12 protein-coding genes, 1 tRNA gene and 1 pseudogene are annotated in these 21,359 nt (G+C 58.4%); 7 read left to right on the forward strand and 7 right to left on the reverse strand.

Translation table 11 applies throughout. The annotated features are described in order from the left end of the window. The first annotated feature begins 215 nt into the window (after positions 1–215). Entirely contained in the window at positions 216–1,127 is a 912-nt protein-coding gene (locus tag AOZ13_RS08610; RefSeq protein ID WP_020222164.1) for a DMT family transporter, read from the forward strand. On the opposite strand, the gene cdd is transcribed toward AOZ13_RS08610, so the two are convergent. Genes cdd through AOZ13_RS08625 form a run of 3 tightly spaced genes read right to left on the reverse strand, consistent with a single transcriptional unit; the run spans position 1,124 to position 3,424 of the window. Next, positions 1,124–1,519 (reverse strand): cytidine deaminase, encoded by a 396-nt coding sequence (gene cdd / locus AOZ13_RS08615; RefSeq protein ID WP_020222165.1) that lies wholly within the window; start codon positions 1,517–1,519, stop codon positions 1,124–1,126. The genes AOZ13_RS08610 and cdd overlap by 4 nt on opposite strands. 38 nt (positions 1,520–1,557) lie before the next feature. After that, positions 1,558–2,913 carry a phosphohexomutase domain-containing protein gene (locus AOZ13_RS08620; protein WP_021780357.1) on the reverse strand — a complete coding sequence of 452 codons (1,356 nt, stop codon included), beginning with the start codon at positions 2,911–2,913 and terminating at the stop codon, positions 1,558–1,560. Between the two features lie 37 nt (positions 2,914–2,950). Continuing rightward, on the reverse strand, positions 2,951–3,424 hold the full coding sequence (locus AOZ13_RS08625; protein WP_020222173.1) for a DUF5793 family protein: 474 nt from the start codon (positions 3,422–3,424) through the stop codon (positions 2,951–2,953). A gap of 108 nt (positions 3,425–3,532) precedes the next feature. Here AOZ13_RS08625 and AOZ13_RS08630 point away from each other — a divergent pair, with 108 nt between their 5' ends. The 5 genes from AOZ13_RS08630 (at position 3,533) to AOZ13_RS08650 (ending at position 9,358) form a co-directional block, all read left to right on the forward strand. Next, positions 3,533–5,158 (forward strand): type II/IV secretion system ATPase subunit, encoded by a 1,626-nt coding sequence (locus AOZ13_RS08630; protein ID WP_020222174.1) that lies wholly within the window; start codon positions 3,533–3,535, stop codon positions 5,156–5,158. A 3-nt stretch (positions 5,159–5,161) separates the two neighbouring features. Further along, positions 5,162–7,276: a type II secretion system F family protein gene (locus AOZ13_RS08635; RefSeq protein ID WP_020222175.1), complete on the forward strand. Its 2,115-nt coding sequence runs from the start codon at positions 5,162–5,164 to the stop codon at positions 7,274–7,276. 2 nt (positions 7,277–7,278) lie between these two features. Continuing rightward, positions 7,279–7,947: a class I SAM-dependent methyltransferase gene (locus AOZ13_RS08640; protein ID WP_049934036.1), complete on the forward strand. Its 669-nt coding sequence runs from the start codon at positions 7,279–7,281 to the stop codon at positions 7,945–7,947. A gap of 30 nt (positions 7,948–7,977) precedes the next feature. Beyond that, positions 7,978–8,049 (forward strand) — tRNA-Gly (locus tag AOZ13_RS08645). 139 nt (positions 8,050–8,188) lie between these two features. After that, entirely contained in the window at positions 8,189–9,358 is a 1,170-nt protein-coding gene (locus AOZ13_RS08650) for a tyrosine-type recombinase/integrase (RefSeq protein ID WP_049934037.1), read from the forward strand. Between the two features lie 211 nt (positions 9,359–9,569). Here AOZ13_RS08650 and AOZ13_RS13980 read toward each other — a convergent pair whose 3' ends face one another. Beyond that, positions 9,570–9,998, reverse strand: a complete 429-nt coding sequence (locus AOZ13_RS13980) for a group I intron-associated PD-(D/E)XK endonuclease (protein WP_044957221.1) — start codon at positions 9,996–9,998, stop codon at positions 9,570–9,572. A 347-nt stretch (positions 9,999–10,345) separates the two neighbouring features. Between AOZ13_RS13980 and AOZ13_RS08660 the strand changes: the two genes are divergently transcribed. Further along, entirely contained in the window at positions 10,346–12,163 is a 1,818-nt protein-coding gene (locus AOZ13_RS08660) for a hypothetical protein (RefSeq protein ID WP_044957223.1), read from the forward strand. A 1,392-nt stretch (positions 12,164–13,555) separates the two neighbouring features. On the opposite strand, the gene AOZ13_RS08665 is transcribed toward AOZ13_RS08660, so the two are convergent. The 3 genes and pseudogenes from AOZ13_RS08665 to AOZ13_RS15725 form a co-directional block, all read right to left on the reverse strand. Next, positions 13,556–14,269 carry a DUF2321 domain-containing protein gene (locus AOZ13_RS08665; RefSeq protein ID WP_081641505.1) on the reverse strand — a complete coding sequence of 238 codons (714 nt, stop codon included), beginning with the start codon at positions 14,267–14,269 and terminating at the stop codon, positions 13,556–13,558. Positions 14,270–14,846: 577 nt separating this feature from the next. Next, complete coding sequence (locus AOZ13_RS08670; protein WP_159101011.1) at positions 14,847–15,383, reverse strand: TATA-box-binding protein; 537 nt, start codon at positions 15,381–15,383, stop codon at positions 14,847–14,849. Between the two features lie 118 nt (positions 15,384–15,501). Next, positions 15,502–19,234 (reverse strand): annotated as a pseudogene (locus tag AOZ13_RS15725) (Eco57I restriction-modification methylase domain-containing protein). Positions 19,235–21,359: the final 2,125 nt, after the last annotated feature.

Below are 21,359 nucleotides of genomic sequence, written 5' to 3' on the forward strand. Positions count from 1 at the left end.
CGAAGGAGAGAAGAAAGTCAAGGAGGATACCCCGGAGTAAGCGTCGAACGTGGTTCGTGTCGTGGAGTGTCGGATTCACGCCCGCCCTAAAGGGGGGGGGACTCTCTCCTTGATTCAGGTAGTCGCGGTTCGGACGTGCCAGCGTGTGGCACGCGTCTGCCCACTGCGTGCCGCTTTCGATAGCTGAAAACCCCGCCCGGTCGTAGCGACGCGGCGTGTCACGGAAACGGATCGCCGCTCTCTTCGCCTACATCGCGCTCGCGTGGGGCGGCTCCTTCGTCGCCATCAAGATCGGCCTGAACACCGTCTCGCATGCGCCGGTGTTCTTCGCCGCCCTCCGTCTGTTGGTCGCCGCCGTCGTCGCCCTCCCCGCCGCCGCGTTCCTCGCCGGCGACGACGACCGGTGGATCCCGCGGACGCGCAACGACATCGCGGTCGTCGCCTTCGGCGCCGTCTTCATCATGGGCGGCGCGAACGCATTCCTCTTCGCCGGCGAGCAGGGGACGACGAGCAGCGTGAGTTCCGTCCTGTTCAGCCTCAATCCGGTCATCGCGACCGCGCTCGCCGCCGTCATCGTCCCCGAGGACGACCTCTCGCTCTCGCAGGGCGTCGGCGTGCTCCTCGGCATCCTCGGCGTCGTCGTCGTCGCGCACCCGACGCCGAGTCAGCTCACGGGCGGACACGTCGTCTCCGAACTCCTCGTCTTCTGCTCGGCGCTCTGCATCGCCCTCGGGAGCGTCGCGAGCCAGCGCTTCCCCGCGAACGTGAACGCGATCGCCTCGACGGCGTGGTCGCTCGGCGCCGGCGGCGTCCTCCTCCTCCTCGTCGCGCTCGCCCTCGGCGAGCCGATCACGCTCAACTCCGCCGGGCCGAACTTCTACCTCGCGCTCGCCTACCTCGGCATCCTCGCGACCGCCGTCGCCTACACGGCGTACTTCTCGCTCATCGCCGATATCGGCGCCGCGCGGACGACGCTCGTCTCCTACCTCGTGCCGATCGTCACCGCGGTCGTGAGCGTCCTCTTCTTGAGCGAACCGGTGACGCCCTTCCTCGTTGGGGGCTTCGCGCTCATCGTCTGCGGCTTCCTCCTCGTCAACCGCCGCGTCATCGCCCGACTGCTCGCCTAGGCGTCGAGGTTCGCGGCCGTGATCGTCTCCGGGATGAGGTCGCCGAGCGCGTGGCGCTCCACGCCGTCGCCGGTGTCGCAGTAGATCGGGAAGTCGTCGTCGCAGAACTCGACGAACGTCTGGCGGCACATCCCGCAGGGCGTCACGCCGTCGCGCGCCGCCGAGGTGACGACGAGACGCTCGAAGGCGTCGTGGCCGTCCCTCACCGCGCTCCCGAGCGCCACCTCCTCCGCGTGCAGGCTGTTCGAGTAGTTCGCGTTCTCGACGTTCGCACCGACGTAGACGGCGCCGTCGGCGGTGCGCAGCGCCGCGCCGACGCGGTACGCCGAGTAGGGCGCGTACGCGTTCTCGCAGGCGTCGCGGGCGGCGTCGAGTAGCTCGGTGTCGTCCACGGCGACGCTTCGGCGCCCCGCGACAAAAACGCCGCGCGCTACGCCCCGGTCGCGTCCGCGACGGCGGACTCCACGACCGCACGCACCGCATCGACGAGCGCGTCGACGTCGTCGCTCTCCGCGTAGATCCGGACGTACGGTTCGGTCCCGGAGGGGCGCACGAGCGTCCACGCGTCGTCGGGGAGGGTGAGGCGCACCCCGTACGCCGTCGAGACGTCGGCGTCGGGGAGCGCGGCGGGGAGGTCGTCCGCGAGCGCGTCCATCACCGCGTCCTTCGCCTCGTCCGGGCAGTCGACGGAGAGCTTCCGATAGGGGCGTTCCGTCACGGGCGCGCGGAGCGCGTCGAGACCGCCCGCGTCGGCGACGAGGCGCGCGAGCACGGCCGCGGAGACGACGCCGTCGATCCACCCGCCGAATTGTGTATGGATGTGCTTCCACGGCTCGGCCGCGAAGACGACGTCGCCGCCGCCCTCGCGGGCGCTCGCGATCCCCTCGTGGAGCGCGCCGAGGCGGACGCGTTCCGTGCGCCCGCCGGCCGCGCGGACGCGCTCGTCGATCCGGCCGGAGGCGTTCGGCGTCGTCACCACCACGGGATCGGCGACGTCGCTCGCGGCCACGTAGTGTTCGGCGAGCACGGCGAGCACGGTGTCCTCGTGGACGACCGCTCCCGCCCCGTCGACGACGACGATTCGGTCCGCGTCGCCGTCGTGCGCGAGGCCGAGGTCCGCGTCGCCGTCCGCGACGAACGCCCGGAGGTCGCGCACCGTCTCCGGCGTCGGCTTGCTGGGGCGCCCCGGGAAGTGTCCATCAATGTTCGCGTTCAGCGTGACGACGTGCGCGCCGAGTTCGCGGAGGGTCTGCGGGACGGCGCGCGCGGCCATTCCGTTCCCGCAGTCGCACGCGACGTGCAGGCCGTCGAGCGGCGCGCCGTGTCCGCGAGCGTAGTCGAGGACGGCCGCGCGGTAGTCGTCGAGGACGGCGACGCGCTCGCGCGCCCCCCACGCGTCCCACGCGACCGGGTCGTCGCGATCGGCGACGCGCGCCTCGACCTCGGTCTCCATTGCGTCGCCGTACTCCGACCCGTCCGCGAAGAGCTTGATCCCGTTGTCCTCGGGCGGGTTGTGCGAGGCGGTGAGCATGACGCCGTGGCGGCCGCGGGAGGCCCACGCGAGCGCCGGCGTCGGCACGCGTCCCAGCAGTCGGACGTCCGCGCCGGCGGATTCGAGACCGGCGGCCATCGCGGCCTCGAGGGCGTCGCCCGTCTCGCGGCCGTCGCGACCGACGACGAACTCGGTGGCGTTCCGGCCGGCGGCGCGGCCGACGGCGAGGGCGAGGTCGGGCGTCACGCGGCCCTGCGCGCTCCCGCGAATGCCAGCGGTTCCGAAGAGGTCCATACTGGGTGCTGACGGCGCGGCGGAGAAAGAACTACGGTTACAGCTCGACGCCGCCGGGGATGAGGCTGCGGCCCCGCAGGAGGTCGCCGTCCTCGCTGTAGACGAGGAAGGTCGACTTCTCGTAGGTGCGCACGCGCTCGCCGTCGACGGCGATGACGACGCGATAGCCGCCCTCGGTGGCGTCGGACTGCTCGCCGTAGGCGCGGGCGGCGCGGACGAATCGGAGCACGTCGTCGGCGTCCTCGTCGAGTTCGAGGAGGAGCGCGCCGGTGACGCGGTCGGTGACCGCGACGACGCCCGTCGTCTCCGGATCGTCGGGGTCGCCGCGCAGGCGGAGCGTGACGTCCGTCTCGTCCGCACCGAGATACTCCCCGTCCGGTCCGGTGAGGCGATCGTCGAGGTCGGTGCGTGAGCCGTCGAAGTCGATGGTGACCGTCGGACGCCGCGGTTCGCCGTCCGTTCCCACCCACTCCACGTCGCTGACGTCGAGCGTGAAATCCTCGCGCCGCATCTGAGTACGCGCTACGATACGGTGTCCCACGACTTGAACGTGACGCCGCCGGCGTCCGTGCGGACAGGCTTTTAACTGACCGCGGAGTGGATGCCCAGTAGAGCCCAGATGTCCAGTCAGCTTCCCGACTCGGTCTCCGGTCGCGTCGAGCGACTGCGGTGGCGTCTCGCCCGGGCGGTCGAGATGCTCCGCGGCTCGACAGTCCCGGCCGAGGACTACCGACCGTCAGCGCACGGTCCCCTCGTGACCTTCGACGGTCTCGACGGCTTCGAGGAGGTGGATCGCTACTGGGTCAACGCCCCCTACGCGTTCGTCTGGGTCGGCCACGACGCGGCGGCGAACGAGTACCGCTATCACGTCGTTGAGCCGGATCTCGACGACGTCGAACGCGAACTCCTCGAGAACCTCTTCTCCGACGTCCGCGACACCCTCGTCTACGACGCCGCGTACGACCCCGGAGAGGCCGAAACCGTTCTCCGCGACCGGACGCGCGCGCTCTTGGAGGAGTACGGCGCCGACGTCAGCGCCGAGACCTATCACCGGCTGTTCTACTACCTCTACCGGGCGTTCGAGGGGTACGAGAAGCTCGATCCGGTGATGCACGACGGCCACGTCGAGGACATCTCCTGCGACGGCTACGAGATCCCGCTGTTCGTCTATCACGACCGGTACACCGACATCGAGACGAACATCACGTACGAGCGCGACGAACTCGACAACTTCGTCGTTCGGCTCGCCCAGCAGTCCGGGCGCCACATCAGCGTCGGCGACCCGGTGACGGAGACGACGCTCCCGGACGGCTCGCGCGCCGAGCTCGCGCTCGGCGAGGAAGTGACGCCGCGCGGGTCCGCGTTCACCATCCGGCAGTACTCCGAGGAGCCGTTCACGCCCGCGACGCTCGTCGACTACGGGACGTTCGATCTCGATCAGATGGCGTACCTCTGGCTCGCCATCGAATCGAACAAGAGCCTGCTGTTCGCGGGCGGCACCGCGTCCGGAAAGACCACCTCGATGAACGCCGTCTCGATGTTCATCCCGCCGCGCTCGAAGGTGCTCACCATCGAGGACACCCGCGAACTCACCCTCTATCACGACAACTGGCTCTCCTCCGTGACGCGCGAGAGCCTCGGGGAGAGCGCGGACATCACGATGTACGATCTCCTGCGCTCCGCGCTGCGCCACCGCCCGGAGTACATCATCGTCGGCGAGGTGCGCGGCGACGAGGCGATGACGCTCTTTCAGGCGATGAACACCGGGCACACGACGTACTCGACGATGCACGCCGACAGCGTCCAGACGGCGATCAACAGGCTCGAAAACGACCCGATCAACGTCCCGCGGGCGATGATCCAGAGCCTCGATATCCTCTGCGTCCAGACGCTGACGTACGTCGGCGACGAGCGCGTCCGCCGCAACCGCGTCATCGCCGAGATCGAGGGGATCGACCAGCGCACCGGCGACCTCGACTACTCGACGGCGTTCGAGTGGGAACCGAGCGGTGATCGCTTCGTCCAGCAGGACAGCGCCGTCCTCGACGAGATCCGCGACGACCGCGGATGGAGCCGCTCCGAACTCCTCCGGGAACTCCGAAACCGCAAGCGCGTCCTGCGCTCCCTCGTCGAGCGCGACGTCACGGATTACCGGGAGTTCACCTCGCTCATCAACGAGTACTACGCGGACCCCGAGCGCGTCGTCGAGCGCGTCGATCGACGGCTCGGCGCCGACGGAGCGTGACTCGTGCTCGAATACGTCCCGCTCGCCGTCGGCGGCGTCCTCCTCGGTCTCGCCGTCTGCGTCCCGCTGAGTGAGGGAGTGAGTACGGCGACGACGCGACTCGCCCTCGCCCTGTTCGGGCCGATCGCTCGCTCGCGAGAGCGCGCGAACCCCGATCACGCCCGGACGCTGCGCGCCGCGCACGTCCCGCGGCCGTACGCCGCGTACGCCGCCGTGACGTACCTCTGCACGGCCGTCGCGCTGCTCATCGGGAGCGTGTTCGGGATGTACCTCGGCGTCGCCGCCCTCCTCTCGCTCGCGCTGCTCGACGGCTCGATATCCGGGACGGCGATCCCGACCATGGCGTCGTTCGCGCCGGCCGACCTGTTCGCCGTCGTCGCGATCGGGGGCGTCGCCGTCGGTCTCCTCGCCGGCGCGGGCGCCTACGAGTACCGCTGGCTCGCCCCCCGATACCGTGCGAGCGAGCGCGAGCGCTTCATCGAGAACACCCTCCAGCGTAACGTCGCGTTCATGTTCGCGCTCTCGCGCTCCGGAATGGGGTTCACGAAGATCCTGCGCATCCTCGCGGGGAACCAACACGTCTACGGCGAGACCGCGTCCGAGTTCGGCGTCACCGTCCGCGACATCGATCTCTTCGGCGCCGACGTCATCAACGCGCTCCGGCGGACCGGCCGGCGTACGCCGAGCGAGGACTTGCAGGAGTTCGTCGAGAATCTGATGAGCGTCCTCCAGTCCGGCCAGAGCGTCAGCGCCTTCCTCCGCAACGAGTACGACCAGTACAAAGAGGAGTCCGAGAGCGAACAGGAGCGCTTCCTCGAACTCCTCTCCACGCTCGCCGAGGGGTACGTCACCGTCTTCGTCGCCGGCCCGCTCTTCCTCATCACCATCCTCGTCGTCATCGGTCTCGTCATCGGCGGGACGCTCGGCTTCCTCCGCGCGTTCACGTACCTCATCCTCCCGCTGGCGACGCTCGGCTTCGTCGTCTACCTCGACACCATCACGTCGGACGCACGGGGCGGTGACGGGGAGACCGGGGCGGAGGTCCGCTACGACTACGTCACGCGGACGCCGGACGAGACGAGCGCGACGGACGGGGGGACGACGGCCGACAGCGCGCAGACCGACAGCGCGGACCCGGAGGCGAGCGCGCGCAACCGCGAACGCCTGCGGGCGTACAACGACCTCGCGCCGACGCGCTACGCGATCACCCATCCCATCGAGACGATCACCGAGCGCCCCGTCTGGCTCCTCGCGGTCACCGGACCGCTCGCCGTCCTCTCCGTCGCCGTGCGCTGGGGTCTCACGCTCAGCGAACGCGGGCTCTCCGTCCTCGCACTCGTCACGCCCGCGACCCTCGCACGTCTCCTCCCCGCCCTCGACGACCCCGTCGTGCAGGCGCTGCTCTTCGTCATCGGGACGTTCGCGCTCGTCTGGGAGGTCCGCAAGCGGCGCTTGGCGTCCATCGAGCGCGCCGTCCCCGACTTCCTCGACCGGCTCGCGAGCACGAACGAGGCGGGGATGCCGATCGTCGCCAGCCTCGAACGCGTCGCGGGCGGCGACCTCGGCGGGCTGGACGAGGAGGTGGACCGGACGTGGACCGACGTCCGCTGGGGTGCGCCCGTCGAGGCCGCGCTCAAGCGCTTCGAGGAGCGGGTGCGCACGCCGATGATCACCCGCGTCGTGACGCTCACGACGAACGCCATGAGCGCGACGAGCGACCTCGGTCCCGTCCTCCGCATCGCCGCCGACGAGGCCCACTCGACCCAGCGGCTCAAGCGCGAACGCCGAAACGAACTCGTCACCTACCTCGTCGTCATCTACCTCGCGTTCTTCGTCTTCGTCGCGATCATCATCGCGCTCGACACCATCTTCGTCCCCGCGATCCCGACCGCCGACCAGTTCGCCGGCGCGGCCGGCCAGTCCATCGGCAGCATCGGCCAGCTCACCGACGAGAAGAAGGCCGCGTACAGCCTACTCTTCTTCCACACCGCCCTCGTCCAAGCGATCTGCTCGGGGTTCGTCGCCGGGCAGATGAGCGAGACGGACGTCCGCTCGGGCGCGAAACACGCCTTCGTGATGCTCGCCATCGCGTACGCGATCTTCCTCTTCCTCGCGTGACGATGCCCGACCGACCCACCCCGACCGGCGACCCCGCACCGCACCGCGTCTACGACCGCATCGCCGCGCACTTCTCCGAGACCCGCGCGCACCCGTGGCCCGACGTCGTCGACTTCGTCGAGGGCCGCAGCGGCGCGCGCGGTCTCGACCTCGGCTGCGGCAACGGCCGGCACGCCGAACTCCTCGCCGACGCCTGCGACGCGGTCGTCGGCGTCGACGCGAGCGCCGGCCTGCTCGCCGAAGCCCGCACGCGTGCCGCAGAGAAGGGATACGACGCCGATCTCGCGCTCGTCCGCGGCGACGCCCAGCGCGTCCCCCTTCGCGACGACGCGATCGACCTCGCCGTCTACGTCGCCACGCTCCACCACCTCCCGAGTCGCGACGCCCGCGTCGCGAGCCTCGACGACCTCGCGCGCGTCCTCACGCCCGGCGGCGAGGCGCTCCTCAGCGTCTGGAGCACCACGCACGACCGCTTCGAGGGACGCGAGGGATTCGACACCACCGTCGAGTGGACGCTGCCCGGCGGCGACGTCGAACCGCGCTTCTACCACATCTACGACCCGGACGAGTTCCGCGCCGACCTCGCGGCGTCGGCGCTCGCCGTCGTCGACGTCTACGAGTCGCAGGGGAACTCCTACGCCATCGTCACGTCCGAAGGGAAACGGTCTTAATCCAGCGTCGGATACAAGCGATACGCGAGCGCACCGATGGTCTAGTGGCTAGGACCTGAGCCTTCCAAGCTCATGGCCCGGGTTCAAATCCCGGTCGGTGCATATCGCGGCTTTCAGCCGCTCTCCGTCCTCTTTCAGACTCTAACGTATAGTAAACAAGAGGGGTACGAATGGCGTGGTTACACTAAATGTGGAATCCCGCCGCCCTCTTGCGATTAGCGGAATGAGTCAATCATAATACATGAAAATAGACGAGAGCGCGCGCGACAAAGCCACCGGAGAGGTCGAATTACCCCGCGAACCAATCTCCAGCAATAATCGGGAAGCCCTCGAACCCTTCGGCCCCATGACGGAGAATGACTATGAGAGCTTCAAGCGCGGCTTCATGGAGTGGCTACTCACCGAGGGGAAGAACACCTACCGAGGTCGCGGCTACTCGGATTCAACCGTCGAACACACCCACTACAAGATTGATGAGGCGTACCGCTGGAAGTGGGAGAAGACGGGAGAATATACGACGGAGTTCACGCCGGAGGATGCAACGGAGCTGATTGGGTTCATGGTGAAGCGGACGAGTCACCCCGACCGCTATATCTATGGCTTCGAGAAGTCCATCCGGCGGCTGTTCAAATACTTCCGCGAAGAACTGAATCGACACATCGAGGAGGAGTGGGACCACGGTATCGAGATAGAGCAGAGCCGAGGGTCGTCCGAACACATCAAGGACAAGTTCTACCCCGAAGAGATGAACGCCGTCTATGAAGCGGCCCTCAACGAGTATTCCCTCCCCTCCTACTACCGGAAGAGCATGACGAGCGAGGAACGGAATGAGCTGAAGATACTCGTCGCCCAACGCCTCGGCATCCCAAAAGCGGAGGTCGGAGCCGACGAGTTCAAAGAGGCTTCCTCGTGGAAGATTCCCTCGATGGTCGCCGTCGCGTCAGACTGCGGGCTTCGACCCATCGAGATCGGGCGCACCGAAGCTGATTGGTTCGACCTCGACAACGCGCTGATGGTCGTCCCCGCAGAGAAGTCCACGAAGAATCGAGAGAACTGGGAGTGCTGGCTCTCGGACAAGACTGTGAACGCCGTGAGCAACTGGCTGAGTGAGCGCGCGAAGTACGAAAAATACGACGGCGAGGACGAAATGTGGCTTACCCGCGACGGGAATCCCTACAAGGCCCGCTCACTCAATCGTATTCTGGACAAGCTCATGGAGGGGGCGGGGATTAGCACGACCACTCGAAAACTCTCGTGGTATTCCTTCCGTCATGGTGCGGCGAGTCTATGGGTTGAGGAGGAGGACCTTGCGCGCGCGAAGACGCAGCTGCGGCATCAGTCCATCAAGACGACCGAGAAGTACATTCGGAATGGTGACGGGCGGAATCGGCAGAGTGGCGGGGTGTGGTAAGGTTATCCCTCACCTTCTCCTCCACGGACTTCACCGCCACAGCCGAAGTTCACGCAATCACCGCACGTGATACAACATCCGCACTGTTGGCACACGAGATGATCTGAACCGTCTCCATACCGTTCATCCATTGTCTTAGGCATCTGGTGAACCTCCGTTTTCCATATCCTGAATCAGCATCATCTGTTTTTGACCCACCAATACACGTGGATTAGTCACTATCGTATATCCGGTCAAGAACCGCTTCGAGTGAGTAATCTGTAAAGAGATTCGCCCGCTCACGATTCGCGTCAGAACCCATCTCCTCAGGTGGTGTAAACGTCACTCGCTGGCTCTCTTCCATCTCATTAAAAGGCACGTAGAACGCGGCCTTTTCAGAATGAACACCCGCGGCAAACAGATCGACATGTTCGGAGTTGTAGTTGTCTGCATTCTTCAACCGCAACTCGTACTGCCGCTTTCGAGTGTTAGTTGCAGTCTTCACTTGTATCTTCAAAAGGCGACCATCTACGTCTGCTATGAGGTCGTAGTCTTGAGCGTGCCCATGTGGATAGGCGATACGATAGCCATTATCCAAAATGTCGTAGGCGACTAAAGTCTCTGATGCGTCGCCCCTGCTGGCCCCGTTATTGCTCGGCATACAACCGCTTCAAAGGGACTCCAAATAACACTTGCCTCGCTATATGTATCTGAAGCTTGCTTCCCAGTATTCATACACAATCTCGTTCTCAGTACTAATCAATGATTGAACTGGGTGATTCGCTTCATCAAGGGAGGGGACTGGATCGCTCAGATTTAACCACACCGCCTCGATGAAGTGAATCACTCACAGCTAACAGCTACAGCAAACAGCATAGGGAATTACCCTGTCGCTGTCCGTTCCGAACTCCCTTCACTCTATTAGAGAGACTAAGAACTACCAGGCGGCACCGATTTACCGCTCAGTCACTATACTCCATTATCTCTCTATTCCAACAGTCTGCGGAGATGGAACTCTCCGGTATTCGAGATCGTCTCTCCTCGGTTCTTGACACTGCGTTTCAACAGGATAGCACTACTCTCGTTGAGGCACTCCCTGCGATGGGGAAGAGCTATGGCGTCGTCAAGTGGGCGGATACGACTGGGAACCCTCTTACGCTCTTCACAGCTCGAAGCGAACTCTACAAGCAATATGTGGGGTGGTGTGAAGAACGAGGTCTATCACATCGGATACTCCCTGCCTTCCACAGTGAGTGCGAGACTATAGATCACGATCGAGAGTCACCACCGCCGGAAGACTCCATCGAGGCGGAGGTAAGGGCAGTCTATGAGTCCGGTATCTCAGGCGCACAGATTCATCGGGACGCTCGGAGATACTTCGGTCAGCCACTCCCCTGCCAACGGGATGGGCGGTGCCAGTATATGGAGAGTCGGGAGTTCGACCCCGAGAGCTACGACGTTCTGATCGGCCACTACCTCCAGGCGCACAACTCCGACTATCTCGAAGATCGGTACGTCGCTATCGACGAATTCCCCGGCGATTCCTACTTCTTCGAGCCGACGCATAATGAGGCGACGAGAGCGGTGAGCAACTATCTGGAAGCCGAAGACGCTCTCCCCTTCAAGAACTGGACAGAGTTGGACTACCAGCGCCACAGAGACGAGTACGAGGACGCTATCACCCAGTGGAAGAATGATGTTGGCCTCTATTCGCATCGAGATGCACGAGTCTCTCTCCAGAAGAAGCAGGGCTTCCATGCTCATGCACCACTCCTCACCCGTGCCGCACTGGACTTCGAACTATTGGAGAACGGATGGGAGGTCGCGGTCCTTGGAGTCGGTCGAAGAGCAGTGCGGAGTCCTGAGGACGAATGGACCGTACTCATTCCCCCACCGCTCTATGCGGCTGAAAGTGTCGTCGCCCTCGACGGCACGCCGACGATTCAGAAATGGAGACTTGCTCTCGGTGGCGACTGGGTAAACCACGAGGAAGTGCTGGAGTCCGACGAGGAGAAGCGGGAGTATCTTCGCGACGTTCTCGGCCTCCAGATCATCCAGACTGACGCTGGCTCGAAGCCCTACCAGAGTGGTAACCACGTGAACATCAGCTCCGATGGTGCCCTCTTAGAGGGCATTTACGAACAGGAAGGCACTCGTCCATCAGTGATCACCTCGAAGAAAGCGAGGGAACAGTACGGGACCACTGGAGTGGAACAGCTCATCGAGGGTGCGGAACACTACGGCAATCTCAAGGGGAGTAACAAGTTCGCAGAGACTCGGCTTGGCGTAATCATCGGAAGCCCACACCCACCGGAAGGTGAGGCTGTTAAGCGATGGGGCGCTCTGTATAAGAAGGCGGTTGGACGAAAAGAGAACGAAGATGGTGAAGTCAAGAAGGGCACTGAACTTGACCTCGGTCCATTTGGGAACCACCTCCTCCGTGGCGTCGTCGAGAACGAGGTTCTACAGGCCGTGATGCGGTTTGGTCGGACGCCGAGTGATGATGAGCATGGAGCAACAGTCTTCGTCCACACCTCTCGCCTGCCCCGATGGGTCGATCCAGGAAGAGTGAGTGTCACGACTTGGTCAGGGGGAATGAAGGAGGTCGTCACCACTCTCCATGACTCGGAGAAGTGGCCCGACGGCGAGTGGACGAACAACGAGATCGCCCAAGGAATCTCAATAGGCGAGCGGCAGGTTGGCGAGCTGATGAAGGAGTTAGACGAGGAAGAGTACGTAACACATCGACGCGGCGGGCGTGGGAATGCATATCACTGGTCGAATGCACGCCTGGAGGAGTTCACTGAGTTCGGCAGTGTCGAGTAGGTTTCCGAACTCTCACGTACAGATACTATACGTCGAACTTCGGAAAAACGACTCCCCGACAGTCAACCCTGACGGACTCGATCCATCGAGTGGGAGGGAGCTCTTTGACTCAGAACCAACCACACCGACTCGATGAAGTGAACCCCTCAGATCGGAATAGCCGTAAATGTCGTTCGCACAATCCATCCGAATATATTGGATTATAGACTGATTTAGCCTCAAATCAGTTTCAGTGAATGTCTCTAAAGCCATCCTCCCCCTATCGAACCCAGGTCTATGCTCTAAGAGAGTCCGTTTATTTGTTTAATTCTGTCTCCCAATCGGGTTTTCCGGATAGATCGCGCTAACTTCTCTCGGATTTCTTGTTCGCGATTCTCAATTTATATCGTATTTCAATTATATCTGCGGAACCACATGGTAAATCTCCACCGCAAAAATCGACCACCGCTTATCGGACGCTGTGTAGCTCCTGTACGATTTCGAAATTTTGTGATGCCGAGCCTCTCGTCGATGTGCGAAATTCGCTCACAGCAATGTGAGGTACCCCACAGGAAGATTCTCAGCGACACTCGTGGCTGAGATGGAGATCTGCCAACCAGACGACCTGCTCGACCACTCACCCGCTCCCGCCCTCGCGCACGTGGGATGCGCGCCGTACCGTACAGCTACAGCACTGCAACCGTACCGTACAGCTACTACCATACAGCTACAGCACTGCAACCGTACTGCACCGCCTCTATGAATTTAAACACTCAATTAACTGTATAACTAAACGTATGACTAAAACGTTCTAACTAATCACTGAACAAGAAAGGAGACTCAATGCAGTGAATCTGTATGGTTAAAGAGTAGAGTACATACATGGAGTGGCTGTATATTGACGGTGATATATGAGATGGAGATCTATTGTATGGTGACGGGAGAGGTCTACTTAGAATTTGGATTTAAGGGTGGTGAGACAGCTGGTGTGTGACCTCTGGGGTAGTCGATGGGTTGGCATCATCTTCCCCTGGAAACGTCGTCTGAGTAGCCTGACAAATACCCGGTGTGCCAGCCATCAAACTGTGTGGAAGTACCAGTGGGTTGGAACATCACCCCGCCCGTCGCCTGAGAATATACGTGGCCTGCTCTCCGAATTTTCTGCTGTGAGGTCAGAAAATCGGGTGATTTCGACGTGCGTTATTCTAAGGGTAACATTAGATAGATCCGGTGACGGGTGCGGACTATCACCCGTCGCTTTTACAGCTGACTCGACGAAGTCAATCAGCTACTGGTATCCTCCTGAGTCTCTACAAATTCTGTTGATGTTCTCGGCACCCTACTGAATAGAGAGGCGTATATTGATCAAGGAGGTCGAATCCGCAGTTGAACCGTTATGGCAAAGTTGCATCCCTAATTGGCGCGTTGCACCTCGTTCCTTGCTTGAAGAAGAACATTGGCTACATATGCAGATTCTGAAGACATATCTTCCAATTCATCATCTTCAACCTCATATTTTATTGAATGTGCCATCGCATCCCCATTCCCTTTGAACTCCCATATTTTATTAATGAGAGCGTCCGTCAAGTTGTCCGAATACTGGTCCAGATCTGCTCTACTATCATCGAACTCGCTAACAAGGACTGAGAACCGATGAAATCGACTATGGTTGTTATCATAAAACTTCTTGATGCGGTCGGTTCCATAGTGCCCTCTAAGTATCTCAATGATGGTATTTTCCAATAATTTGCGATACAAGACTAAAACAGCGCTATTTGCCCCGATCCGGTAACAGCGGTTTATTTCTTCAACTGTCTGGCGGTCAAAAGCACCATTGACATAATCATCATCAACAAAGACGCCTTTCCGGATCACCATTCCGTTATCGCCAGCCCAAGGGAAGCTGGCACCACAACTGCGACAAAATAAATCTAAATCCCCACGTGCAACATCCTCCGTTCGTATGTTTTGATCTGAAGCAATTATTTTCTGGTCATTGCATTCGGGGCATTCAATAATGCCTTCAGCTCCGCAGTCTTCACAATATTCGTAATCCTTGATATATTCTGGATTCGGACTGGTGTTGAGGATGTGCCCATCCCGGCAAACCTGAGCATAAGTTGTCATTCAAAAGTCCAGATTAACTCTGTGAATAAAAACTCTTTGTAAAATAAATGCCAATTTAGATGAAGTGTGTATACAACCAGACCTCTTCTGATAGGTACTAAGTGAATCGCTCCTCGGCGTGACACAGCGTTCCTCTGCATCTACCTATTCTCAACTTGGGTATGTCAACCTTCTCTCGATCACTGGATAGCAATCTCCCCGCCCTCGATGCGTTTTCCGTCGGCTTTCCCGCACACGGCGCTTGAATCAGTGCCACCCTTCGGCTTCCTCAAGGACTTTCTACGAGAGACTTGGCCGCCCGTTTCCTGACAGTAGCGAGGAGAGGAAATCTGGGTGGGTGGAGGCTCACCCGAACGCCAGGTACTGGGATGGTCGCTGAGGAACGCGACGATAATCTTCTTGAAGATTGGTGGAATCCGGAGTGAGGAGCTTTGCTCCCACTTTCTGTTTCCGACTGGGGTGGCCGGATAACAATTATAACGGTCAGTTCACCAATTGAACCTGAGAAACTGACAATTTGTGAAGATTCTGTAAAATACTCATACAACAGATCTGGGAATTGTCTCTATGGCTGAGATTACCCTGCGGGACTACTGTCGATAATTGAGATCACCGTCTTAATGGCGTTCTCGACCTCTTCATCCCCTACAGGCGTGTTTATTACACACTTCCCTGAAGTCGATATAGTCATTGTGCAATCAATATCCGACGGTCGATAAACGACATACGAGAACTGCTCGGGTTCATACTCTGCCTCTTCTCCCAATAAAATATCTAAATGGTTTAGGTTCACATTTTCATCAAGTTCGACTGCATATACATAGTTTGAAACATGTAGTGACGTATTGTCGGCATCTGTGATAATACCGAGCTCAATACACAATTCGAGAAAGCAATCATTAGTCCGGTAGAGCTCCTCTTCCGAGGCACTTCCCATTATCGTGTATTTTCCCGAACGATAGAGAGAGACTGTTCCCGTCCTTCCAGAAAACTCAATTTTCAATCCTTGATTCGTCCTCGATACCGAGATCGTAGTTTCCTCTTTAATCGCGGGTAGAATGAGATCGAGGTCTAATTCGCAGTTGATATCACCACTCCCGACGACGTTCACCACCTTAGAGGACCACATGAAATTGTTATATCCGTTATTCGGATGTACTCAGTGGAGTCAGTTCAATTCGGCTCTGCTGAACATTATTCCTCTCAAAAACCCGTAGGCGTCCTTTCGTTCATTAGAACACCTCCAGGTAGTCCTCAATGATCTTTCGCTCCTCATCGTCAAGGTCGAATAGGTCATACACCATCTCATCAATTTCCGCTTCGAGTTCCTTAATATCGGTCTGTTCGACCGTTCGACGGTCTTCCTCCAGCGCCTCGATGAGTTGTTCCACGCCTTCCTTCCGCTTCGGGATGGGGATGGACTGTTCTTCTCCCTTTTTCATATTCCGTCCATCGACAGCGGCGTGAACGTACTGGGCACGAAGCTCTCGTTCCTTACGGTCGCCTCTGTCCATCAGTGGGTCAGTAATCTCGTCTGTTCGTCCTGCTGTGACACTAAACCTACTCCCCTCCTGTTTCTCGACTTCAGCATCTACCGGATTCCGCTTAGTCTGCCAAGTATAATTGATATATCCAACCTCACCGTCGTATTCCTCCAGATAGCTCTGTGGGAATGACTCTACCTTCTCAGCCTGCCTCTCCGCTTCCAGTATCTCCTCAACTATTGGCTGAATGGAATCCGATTGACTTGGAATTGGGATTTTATTGACGTACTGTGATTTATAACGGTATCTAAACGGTTTTCCACGGAGCGGTGGACTCGTTTGCTTAATCGAAAATTCTGCCACTGATGAATTGAGTAGTCCGAGTAATTCCTTCTCTGAATACGATATGTCCTCCTCAAAAGTGAGTACGTAGACTGTATTCTTGAAACAATCGTACCCATCTGTATAGGAGAAATGGTTTTCAGTAGCCATATCAGGCGTTGCTATCTTGAAATCCCCCTCAAAAACTGACTTTGGATGAGGTCCGTGATACTCGTAGATATCTTTGCTTCCCTCACGAACGCAGTATCTGTCTCGGAGGTCTTCTTCGTGGCTGTCAAGATGTTGCTTAATATTGGGATACTGGCTTAGATCAATCAGGTCACCGTTCTCTGTATACGGATAGATGACGAACTCATCGTCCCACTCTGCTTTCCACCGTCTTACGTTCTTGCCACGGATTATAGGCAAGAGTAGCTCTTTTTCCAAATCATTTTCTTCAGCGTATTCTGGTGATACCATAAATGACTCGTCGCCACCAGACGCGACCCCTTCTCGAACTCCTAAGACTATATCCTCCAGATTAAGGGCGGAGCGATCTTGGATTCTCTCTTCAACTTCTCTTACTGGGCGAGGTGTGAAACGCCAGTTATCTTCGATCAGTTCTGATCGAGGATAAGTAGAAATTTCAAGTGATTCTGTAAGGATATCTTCTTGCCCCAAGTGTTCTGAAATCTCTTCGAAGATATCTGGGCTGGCTTGGTGTACCTTAGCGTAAGGAATATCTTCTCGTTCTTGATTACGATCAATAATAACTATCGAGGCGAAGTTTGTAGCATCGGAGAATACGTCTACATCGCCAAATTCGATATATCGTTCAAGCGAGTACTCTGTAGAGATAATCTTCCGTATTTTTTTGACCGTACTTGGATCGGGTGAATTTATTTGATGTGATATATCCCAGTTCGCCATCTTCAGTTAACCAATTAAGTCCTCGTTCGAGGAATAGTACGTAGAGGTCGAATCGTCCATAAGCGGATTTGTAGAGAGTTTTGTACCATTCTTGCTTCGAGTCAGGAATATTCTTTATGTTGACATAGGGTGGGTTGCCCACGACGTAGTCGTACTCCATATAGTTCTTGACGACGAGCGAGAGAACGGTGTCCTCGAACATCTTGAACAGCCTCCCGTCGCCGTGTTCCTCTCGGAGATAGCGAACTGTCCCGAGAATATCGTTGACGTATTCCTCGAAGAAGTCCTCAAGTCCGTCGTATTCCTGGGTCGTGTAGCGGTGGATTCCTTCTTCGAGGCCGCCGTGATACTCCCAGATTCCCTTGTGCATATGGTACTTCACAACGTCAAGGACGCCCTGAAGCGCGGCGTAATACTCCCCGAAGTCACGCATCCCAGCGTTCAACCTCGCGGTGTTGAACAGCGGCATACGGACACGCTGGACGAGGAACCCGTCTTCGAGCTCGGCTTCTGACACTTCGTTTTCCTCGACCTCGACCGGGAGCGGGACAGGAATCCGAACGTCCTGATTGTCCTCGGTCATCGCGTCGAAGGTCATCTGCGTGTGGGAGTCGTCGCCGAGATCAACGCCAGTCAGCTCTCTCTCATTCCGAAGCGTGTCGGTTCGGAAGATCGGTAAGCGGCGAATCGTGAAGTCATCATTACTCTGCTTCGCCTCACGGTACTCGGGGAGGATGGCGACCATAAATCGAATCTGCGCCATCAACACGGCGAAGGGGTGAATGTCGAGACCGACGATGTGGGGGCGAGTACACAGTTCGGTAAGTGCTTCTTCCCAGTCTGGGTCGTCGTCGTACCGACGTACGTCTTCGAGATAGCGGTTGACTGCTTCGACCAGGAATGTACCCGAACCACAGGACGGGTCGATGAGACGCTGGCTCGAAACGCCCACGTCGTAGTCAACACCGTCCATAATGTAGTCCACGACTTCCTGTGGAGTGTAGAACTCACCGAGTGCCTTGCGCGTCTCAGGGTCGAAGTACCGCTGATAGAGGTCGCCCAGTGGGTCGCCCTGCACCTCGGAGAAATCGAACTTCAGCACGGAGAAGAAGACGTGCGCAACGGCACGGCTGAATCGCTCGCGAGTCGCAGGACTGACTCGGGTTACGTCGCTTCCCTCCTGCGCTACGTCGCGGAAGCGGTTGTACGGATTCTCGTGTTGACTTGCTGTTTGCTCACCGTAACCGTCAGTCCACCAGATGAAGATGTCGTCCTCGAAGAGGCTTTCCACGAGTTGATTCCGCATATCCTCGATCATCCCGTTCGCCGCGATGGGGTAGGCGTCGAGGTCGATAGTACCCGAGAAGCCTCCGAGTTCATCGAAGTATCGCTCTAAGCCACTGTTCTGCGGGAAGAAGTCGTGGTCTTCGGTGGCCTTCGCGAGTAGGAGACGGGCGAGAAGTGCGTGCCCAGACTCCAGACAGAACATAAAGTCACGGAGGGACTGCTTGTTACCGATGAATGGCTCCCAAGAGTCGGGAGTCTCGTCCGGTTCACTTGCGTAGCTCGCCTCCCAGAAGTCGTAAGCTCCCTTCACGAACTTCGCTTCTTCCTCGTCTCGAAGCTCGGTGAGGAGGTCCATCAGAGCGGTTACGAGGTCCGCGAATGGGCTCCCCTCCTCCAAACGGAACGTCTCGAAGAAGTGTTCCTGTCCGAGCTCGCCGTCGAGTTCCACTGCATCGAGGCGGTCGAGGTAGTCGTGGACACTCTCTGGGTCGGTGATGTCCCACTTGGGTTTCTCCAGCGCGGCGACGAGATCATCGGCATCACTCCGGGTTGCTTCACCCACCTCGATGGAGAGAATCGCGTCGTCGTCACCGCGCCGATAGAGCCGCAGTTGCTCACCATTAGTGAGAATCCCATAGTCGGCCTTCAACGTGTCCACGTAGTGGAAAAGTTGTTCTTCGTGGGGTTCGAGGTCGCGCCCGGAGGTCTTGAACTCGTAGACTGCCGTGACGGATTCGTTGTCGTCGAGAGTAACGTAGTCCGGCCGCCGGTCGTCGGGAAGAGTCCACTCACTTCGGAGGTCGTGGCCCGCTCCCTCGTAGCCAAGTAGCTCGTAGAATCCCTCATTTAGGAACGCATTCTCCACGTCCTTCTCGCTCATCTCGTCTCCGATTCGAGAGGATATCCCGTGGAGGGCGTCGAGAACCGCAGACGTATCGGACATATCACACCCGAAACGGGCGGGCATCAAAAAGGTTGCACTGCCGTTCTCACTCAATTGACGGTCCGATTCGATTCTATGTCGCCTTTATAGGTGGTTTAACCAGTGAGCCTGAGCACATCGAGAGTGTGTTCTGTTCTTCAGTTATCGAACAGTAGGCCACGTCGCTTCTTACACTCGCCGCAGAAGTCGGCTGGAAGATCGGACTCAGATTCAACTTTCTTCTGTGAGCTCGGCTTTGCACGTTGAGAATTTCCACTGTATCGACCGAAAATGGCAGCGAAGACGGTGTGCAAACGGAACGGAGAGCTTTAGTCGATCGCTCTAAGCTCTCCGCTGGCGGATCAAAACAGCGTGAAAGTCGTCTCCAATGACTCCTCGCTTCTGTTGTGTTGGTTCGTGACTCCCGTGTCGAACGCTTCTTGCGCCGCTTTCGATAGTTATTCTGTCAATACGACAACGTGCAAAGCTGAGTTCTGTGAGGTAAACTCGTCTCTCTGAGCATACACGTCCGCCCAACCACATCGAACCTCGTCGGCGAAGTGCCACTTCTGATCGCCTTTTCGTTTAATCTGCACGACGAGTGCGTTCTGCCCTGTGTATATGATTCTTCCCCACGATGGTAGTTGGCTCCCGTACAGAGGTGGAGTTCTCAGAACCACTCGGGTAGACAACGACCTCGATGAAGAGGAACGTGGCGATGAACTCCTTGAACAGTACCTCAAGAGTGAGGGGTCCGAGAGGGAATACGAAGACGTGGAGAAACTATGGTATCAGTCTCTCACACCAGTATTAAGGAACTGGACCCCGTCTTATAGAGTGAGGCAGATTCTCCGGAAACCCTGACTGAGAGCGTCAGGTCTATTCTGCAACTGCCCGTGTGATCATGTCTGTTTCTACTACTCCAGCCGCAGGTACAGCATCTGATTCGACAACTTCTCACTCCGCTTCCTCACTGTGGGTTCCTCCGAACGAACGGCCCTCGACGCCAACGGAGGCCGAAGAGGCCCGCGCTCGGAAACGCACCCTCAATACCAGCAACGAAACTGCAATCGGATACGACCAAGAGACTGACTTCTACCGGCCATCGAGTATATCGTACAATAAGAGGGAACACTACAAGAAACTGGACCAGCACAACCGGGACAACTACTGGAAGAACCGAGATGACGTTGAGGTCGGTCAGGACTGCGACCGACAGCTAAAGCTGAAGACTACCTTGGGGATCGCCTCTCAGCTCGGACTCTCCGACTTTCACACACAGGTTGTAGTTGGCCGACTCTTCGAGATTGACGGACGACGTTTCGGACAACGGACTGAGGCAGTGGCATTCTGTCTCTGTGCGATTGTCCTCAACGAGGATGCTGAGAACCGCTATGAGAACGAGAAGGTGTACCACCCCTCTCGAAGTGACTCGAATAATGCTCACGAGTTCATTCGTGTACGAGATCAACTCGTAGACTCCTTCGGATCAATCACAGAGTCACGACTGCACAGTGTCTATGCGAAACTCACACAGGGCGACCCACCACAGAGGGCTGATGATGAAACACGGCAGTTCGTCACCGCCAACAGTACTGTACAACGGCATCCATCTTTCACCCCCAATCACTCACTTCCGCGACCAACAGGAGAGAATTGATGAGGGGGCCACCCCCTATATAAACCCTATCACACTATTTATAGTGTGGATGGTCGGGAGGTATCCACCCTCACTGTTTCACTTGGAGTGACTAACACCATCGAGGCGCAGGATTGAACTCCTACCTCTTGTTGAGTGTAACGACTAAACGTTGTAACGGAACGCTTGACAGAACATTTGAGCGTTCGAAAAACGACTCGATGCAGTAAAACCTCAAAGTAAACCACGGGGGTTGATGCGGTGATATGACTGGATCTGTGGACCATCTATCCGATCTCATAGAAGATTAACAAGTGGCCGCAGAGTGCTACAGTTCCCTGAGTTTCTGGTACCCTACGGTCGATTCCATCGAACCGGAGAACACTTAGTGAACCGTAGAGCCGAAGAACGAACTCGATGCGGTCAAACAGAGAGATGGAATCCCAGAGAATCAGAGCGAGTTGGGAGCGGTTGGTGATCAATCGCGTAGGATAGGTAGCAGACCCC

It is taken from the genome of Halarchaeum acidiphilum MH1-52-1 (assembly GCF_000474235.1).
Lineage (GTDB): Archaea > Halobacteriota > Halobacteria > Halobacteriales > Halobacteriaceae > Halarchaeum > Halarchaeum acidiphilum.